The 6,291-nt window shown below is 70.4% G+C and carries 7 protein-coding genes; 5 read left to right on the top strand and 2 right to left on the bottom strand.

Going from position 1 to position 6,291, the window contains the following annotated elements:
• Positions 1-78: 78 nt before the first annotated feature.
• Complete coding sequence (locus tag AC3A46_RS19215) at positions 79-792, bottom strand: IclR family transcriptional regulator (protein WP_487666660.1); 714 nt, start codon at positions 790-792, stop codon at positions 79-81.
• Between the two features lie 123 nt (positions 793-915).
• On the opposite strand from AC3A46_RS19215, the gene AC3A46_RS19210 reads away from it, so the two are divergent.
• The 5 genes from AC3A46_RS19210 to AC3A46_RS19190 all read left to right on the top strand — a co-directional run bounded on the left by AC3A46_RS19210 (position 916) and on the right by AC3A46_RS19190 (position 5,953).
• The gene (locus AC3A46_RS19210) at positions 916-2,835 is read left to right on the top strand and encodes an FAD-binding monooxygenase (protein WP_487666659.1); all 1,920 of its coding nucleotides are present in this window, start codon (positions 916-918) and stop codon (positions 2,833-2,835) included.
• A 241-nt stretch (positions 2,836-3,076) separates the two neighbouring features.
• The gene (locus AC3A46_RS19205) at positions 3,077-4,546 is read left to right on the top strand and encodes an NAD-dependent succinate-semialdehyde dehydrogenase (protein ID WP_487666661.1); all 1,470 of its coding nucleotides are present in this window, start codon (positions 3,077-3,079) and stop codon (positions 4,544-4,546) included.
• A 149-nt stretch (positions 4,547-4,695) separates the two neighbouring features.
• A complete protein-coding gene (locus AC3A46_RS19200; protein WP_487666658.1) occupies positions 4,696-4,902 on the top strand; it encodes a dodecin family protein in 207 nt (68 codons plus the stop codon).
• Positions 4,903-4,987: 85 nt separating this feature from the next.
• A complete protein-coding gene (locus AC3A46_RS19195; protein ID WP_487666657.1) occupies positions 4,988-5,356 on the top strand; it encodes a hypothetical protein in 369 nt (122 codons plus the stop codon).
• A gap of 3 nt (positions 5,357-5,359) precedes the next feature.
• The gene (locus AC3A46_RS19190; RefSeq protein ID WP_487666656.1) at positions 5,360-5,953 is read left to right on the top strand and encodes a GNAT family N-acetyltransferase; all 594 of its coding nucleotides are present in this window, start codon (positions 5,360-5,362) and stop codon (positions 5,951-5,953) included.
• Positions 5,954-5,981: 28 nt separating this feature from the next.
• On the opposite strand, the gene AC3A46_RS19185 is transcribed toward AC3A46_RS19190, so the two are convergent.
• Positions 5,982-6,291: putative immunity protein (locus AC3A46_RS19185; RefSeq protein ID WP_487666655.1), on the bottom strand; the 310-nt coding region annotated here is incomplete at its 5' end.

Below are 6,291 nucleotides of genomic sequence, written 5' to 3'. Positions count from 1 at the left end.
TCCACTCTCGCAACGGGAGGCCTTCGCCCGTCAGCAGATCACACGCGATTCACGCAACAACGTCCCTGGACATCACAGCTAGCCGCCCAGCGCGTCGCGGATCGCGCTCGCCGATCGGGTGAGGCGCGCCGCGATCTCCTCATCGGAGTGCGCGCTCGCGACGAACACGACCGCGATCGCCGCGGGCCCGCGCCCGCGCACGACGAGCGGCACGGCGACCGCCCGCAGGCTCGGGATGACCTCGTCGTGGCTCGTCGCGAAGCCGCGGGTCGCGGCATCCGTCACCTCCGCCGCGAGCTCCGGTGACACGCCGGCCGGCCACGACGACGTCGGCAGCAGCGACAGGATCGCCTTGCCCGGAGCGCCGCGCGTGATCGGGTGCCGCGTGCCGGGCCGCTGCGCCACGGGGTTCACGGCGTGGCGCGGCTCGACGCTCGAGAGCGTGACGCACTCCTCGTGGTCGAGCACCGCGAGGAAGCAGGTCGCGCCGAGATCGCCCGCGACCGCGGTGAGCTCGGGGAGCGCCTCCGCCTGGAGGTCATGGGCGACGCCCGCGGCGAGAGCGGCGAGACGGGCGCCCAGCTCGATGCGGCCGGCGGCGTCACGCTCGACGAGCCCGTGGTCCTCGAGGGTGCGAAGGAGCCGGTAGGCGACCGAACGATGCACCTCCAGCCGCGCAGCGATCTCGTCGATGGAGAGGGGCCCACGCGCGTCGGCGAGCACTTCGAGGATCCGGATGCCGCGGCTCAGCGTCTGCGAAGCGGGCGCTGCCGTGCCGTCGAGCCTTGTCACGCGGCATCCCTTCGTATACGATCTGTTCAATAGTAGAACGGCTTGTTCGAATATAGAACACGCCATCGCTCGCAGCAAGCCCAGGCCACGAGCCCTCGACACCGTCGTCCGAGGAGGACACCGATGCAGTTCCACCACCACGGCTACGTCTCCGCCGACCCGCGCGTGCAGGACGCCGCCGGCACCGGCATCGACCGCCCGGCCGAGCTGCCCGACGAGATGGACGTCCTCATCGTGGGCTCCGGCCCTGCGGGCATGCTCCTCGCCGCCCAGATGTCGCAGTTCCCCGCTGTCACCACCCGCATGATCGAGCGCCGCGAGGGCCGCCTCGTGCTGGGGCAGGCCGACGGGATCCAGCCGCGGAGCGTCGAGACGTTCCAGGCGTTCGGCTTCGCCGAGCGCATCGTCGCCGAGGCCTACAACATCGCCTGGATGAACTTCTGGGGTCCCGACCCCGAGAACCCCGACGACATCATCCGCACCGCCCGCACGGAGGACTACGCGTTCAAGATCAGCGAGTTCCCGCACCTCATCGTGAACCAGGCGCGCGTGCTCGACTACTTCGCCGAGGCCGCCGCCCACGGCCCGGGGCGCATCCTCCCCGACTACGGGATCGAGTTCGCCGGCCTCACGGTGCACGACGGCGGCGAGTTCCCGGTCGAGGTGCGCGTGCGGCACGTCGCGGGGGAGCGTGCCGGCGAGGAGCGCACCGTGCGCGCGAAGTACGTCGTCGGCTGCGACGGTGCGCGCAGCGGCGTGCGCGAGGCGATCGGCCGCAAACACGTCGGCGCGTTCTCGGCGCACGCCTGGGGTGTCATGGACGTGCTCGTCAACACCGACTTCCCGGACTGGCGCACCAAGTGCGCGATCAACTCCGAGGCCGGCAACATCCTGCTCATCCCGCGTGAAGGCGGCTACCTCTGCCGCGTCTACGTCGACCTCGGGGAGGTCGCGGCCGGCGACGACCACCGTGTGCGCCAGACGCCGATCGACGCCGTCATCGCCAAGGCGAACGACATCCTCCACCCATACTCGCTCGACGTGAAGCAGGTCGCGTGGCACAGCGTCTACGAGGTCGGCCACCGCGTCACCGACAAGTTCGACGACGTCGACGTCGACCAGGGGCACGACCCCCGCGTCTTCCTCACCGGCGACGCGTGCCACACCCACAGCGCCAAGGCCGGCCAGGGCATGAACGTCTCGATGCAGGACGGCTTCAACCTCGGCTGGAAGCTCGGGCACGTCCTCACGGGACTCAGTCCCGCGTCCCTCCTCTCGACGTACTCCGCCGAGCGGCAGCCGGTCGCCCAGCAGCTCATCGACTTCGACCGCGAGTGGTCGGCCCTCATGGCCCGCAAGCCCGAGGAGATCTCCGACCCGCAGGAGCTCGCCACCTTCTACCTCGGCACCGCCGAGTTCCCGTCGGGATTCATGACGCAGTACGGCGCGTCGATGATCGTGACGGATGCTGCGCACCAGGCGCTCGCCGAGGGGTTCCCGCTGGGCAAGCGGTTCAAGTCCGCGGAGGTCGTGCGCGTCTGCGACGGCAACCCCGTCCACCTCGGCCACCACGCGAAGGCCGACGGCCGCTGGCGGATCTACGCCTTCGCCGACGCGCCCGCGGCGGGGGAGGCATCCGTCCTCTCCGAATGGGCGGCGTTCATCGCCTCGCCCGAGTCTCCGGTGCAGCGCTTCACACCGGAAGGCGCCGACATCGACGCCGTGTTCGACGTCAAGGTGATCTACCAGCAGCCGCACGAGGACGTCGACATCACCCGCGTGCCCGAGCTGTTCCTGCCGAAGACGGGCCCACTCGCTCTCACGGACTGGGAGAAGGTCTACGCGGCCGCGCCGAGCGCCTGGACGCGCACCGACATCTTCGAGGAGCGCGGCCTGTCTCGTGACGGCGTGGTCGTCGTCGTGCGCCCCGACCAGTACGTCGCCGCGGTGCTCCCGCTCGCGGCGACCGGCGAGCTCTCGGCGTTCCTCGCCGGCGCATTCGTCGACCAGCACGCCCCGGCGCTCGCGCGCGCCCTCAATTGAGGACGAGGGCCGAGATGAGGGATCGCAGCCCGAGCCCGGTCCTCATCTCGGCCCTCGACCTCGAATGAGGACGCGGGTGCGAGGAGCAACCGCTGTGCAGACGGGCGAATCATGACAGCGAACTGTACAAGATGTACATCGGCCGACGCTGCCGGCCGCGGGCAGAATAGCCCCAGACCAACGACCGAAGCGGGTGCCGCGGCATCCGTCCACCGACAAGGGAGTCCCCGTGACCACGACGATCACCGAAACCCGTGAGTCCGAGCTGCTGGCGTCCGTCCCCGACGGGCTGTTCATCGGCGGGCAGTGGCGTGAGGCATCCGGCGGCAAGACCTTGAAGGTCTACGATCCCTCGAACGGCGAGGTCGTCAAGGAGATCGCGAACGCGTCGCCCGAGGACGGCAAGGCGGCCCTCGACGCGGCCGTCGACGCGTTCCCGGCGTGGGCGGCGACGCCGGCGCGGGAGCGCGCGGAGATCCTGCGGCGTGCGTTCGATCTGCTGCAGGAGCGCAAGGAGGACTTCGCGCTGCTGATGACGATCGAGATGGGCAAGCCCCTGGCCGAGGCCCGCGGCGAGGTCGCGTACGGCGGCGAGTTCCTGCGGTGGTTCAGCGAGGAGACCTCCCGCGTGCAGGGCCGCTACGGCGCGAACCCCGAGGGCACCGGTCGCATGATCGTGTCGCAGCACCCGGTGGGTCCGTGCTTCCTCATCACCCCGTGGAACTTCCCGCTGGCGATGGCGACCCGCAAGATCGCTCCCGCGCTCGCGGCCGGCTGCACCGTGGTCATCAAGCCCGCCGAGCTGACGCCGCTCACCACGCTCGCGTTCGCGCAGCTGCTGGAGGACGCCGGCGTGCCGGCCGGTGTCGTCAACGTGTTCACGACCTCGACGTCGGGCGCGGTGTCGGAGCCGATCATCCGTGACCCGCGGCTGCGGAAGCTCTCGTTCACCGGGTCGACGCAGGTCGGCCAGCGCCTGCTCGAGCAGGCCGCGCAGGGGGTGCTGCGCACCTCGATGGAGCTCGGCGGCAACGCACCGTTCGTGGTGTTCGACGACGCCGACCTCGATAAGGCGGTCGACGGCGCGATCGCGGCGAAGTTCCGCAACATCGGCCAGGCGTGCACCGCCGCCAACCGGTTCATCGTGCACCGCTCTGTCGCGGACGAGTTCGCACGCCGGGTCACCGAGCGCGTCAACGGCTTCACCATCGGCCGCGGCACCGAGGAGGGCGTGAACATCGGTCCGCTCATCGACGACCGTGCCGTCGCGAAGGCATCGCAGCTGGTGCAGGATGCCGTGTCCCGGGGTGCGAAGGTCACCACCGGCGGCAACGAGGTCGACGGCCCCGGAACGTTCTACGAGCCCACCGTCGTCACCGACGTGCAGCCGGGGTCGGAGATCCTGCGTGAGGAGATCTTCGGGCCGGTGCTCGCAATCATCCCGTTCGACGACGAGGACGACGCCGTGCGCCTCGCCAACGACACGGAGTACGGCCTGGTCTCGTACGTGTTCACCGAGAGCCTCGCGCGCGGCCAGCGGATGATCGAGCGCCTCGAGACCGGCATGATGGGCCTGAACATGGGCGTCGTCTCCAACGCCGCCGCGCCGTTCGGCGGCTGGAAGATGTCGGGCCTCGGCCGCGAGGGCGGCGCCGAGGGCATCCACGAGTACCTGCAGACGAAGTACACGCTGACGCCGAACCCGTTCTGACCCACGCCTGAGTCGATGACATGAGGCGAGCGGATGCCCCGGGAGGGGGCATCCGCTCGCCCCGTTCTCCCGGTCGAGGTGCCGCCCTTCCATACGGGCGCGACCGGGATCACTATGGTCGTGTCGGCATCGAGCGATGTGGGGTTGAGATGAGCGTTTACCGAGTGATCGACGTCATCGGCACGAGTGCCTCGTCCTGGGAGGAGGCCGCCCGAGAAGCCATCAGCACCGCCGCAGGATCGCTGCACGATCTGCGCATCGCGGAAGTGACGAAGCAGGACGTCGTCGTCGGCGACGACGGCGCGCTGCTGTTCCGTTCGCGGATCCAGCTGTCGTTCAAGTACGCGCCGGAGTGACCTGTCGGCGTCGCCTCTGGTGGCGTCCCGCACGGCTCTCTATGTTGGGTGTCAGCGCGTGCGGACCGAAGCGGAGGAGTCGTTCATGGAGTCACCGGTCGAGAGTCTGACGAAGTCCGCGCCGTCATGGGGCGCGAAGATGGCATTCGGCGAGACCATCGATGTCGGCGGGCGACAGGTGACCCCGGCGGCCCTGGTCGTCTTCGGGTTCGGCGGCGGCGGCGGTTCCGGCACATGGCCCGCGCGCGGCGGTCTGCCCGAGGGTGAGGGCGAAGGAAGCGGCGGGGGCGGCGGCGGCTACGTGCTGCCCATCGGCGCCTACGTGAACGGTCCGAACGGGCCGAAGTTCCAGCCGAACCCGGTGGCCATGATCGTGCTGAGCGTCCCCCTCGTGTCCGCCGCCGGCTGGGCGCTGGCGCGGATCATCACCGCGGTGAGGTCGGGGCGGAAGTAGGCCGTGGTCCTTGCGACGTCGCACGTGATCAAGCCGCTCACTCCCGAGACGTTTCCCGCGTGGCTGGCGCTCGCGCAGAAGCACAACGGGGTCTGGGGCGGGTGCTACTGCTCGTACTTCCACGGCGACACCGAGCACACCGTCAAGAGCGCGTACGACCGCGCGACGTTCAAGCAGCGGCTCGTGGATGAGGGCGTCGCGCACGCCGCGCTCGTCTTCGACGGCGACGACGCGATCGCGTGGTGCGAGTTCGGCAGTCCGGCCGAGCTGCCGGGCATCTACCACCGCAAGGAGTACGACGCGGGCGAGACGAACCCGGCGCCGTGGCGCATCACCTGCTTCTTCGTCGACCGCGACCACCGGCGTTCTGGGGTCGCGCGGGAGGCATTGGACGGTGCGCTGGAACTGATCGCGCAGGCGGGCGGCGGCGAGGTGATCTCGTTCCCCAACGAGCTGCCGCCCGGCAAGAAGACGTCGTCGTCGTTCCTCCACAACGGCACCAGGGCCATGTTCGAGAAGGCGGGGTTCACGTTCGAGCGCCACATCGGCAAGAACAAGACCGTGGTGCGCAAGACGGTCCCGCCGGCCGGCGCCTGACGCCGGTTCGCGCGGGCGGAGCGGGTGCTCAGGTCGGGATGCCGACCACCGCTGCCTGGATCCGACGGATGTGTTCGCCGAGGTCGCCGGAGGCAAGAAGTCCCGGGCCCAGCGGCCCGGCGGAATCAGCGCCCAGAGGAGGCAGCCGCCGGAGCGCGGCGGCGACCTCCGGGGTCATCTGCGCGAGCTGCCAGGCGAGTTCGTCGTCCGCGACGTCGCGCGCCGCCGACCTCGCGGCTCTCGCGGCGTAGGCGGCGGCACCGAGAGCATGCGCACCCATGTGCGCGACGCCGGCTGCCTGCGCGGCAGCGCGCGCCGCGGCGACCGCCGCAGGGGAG

The organism is Microbacterium sp. Soil_C_42, assembly GCF_057656735.1.
Note: the sequence above shows the minus strand (reverse complement) of the source record. Positions and strands in the feature narration are given on the sequence as shown.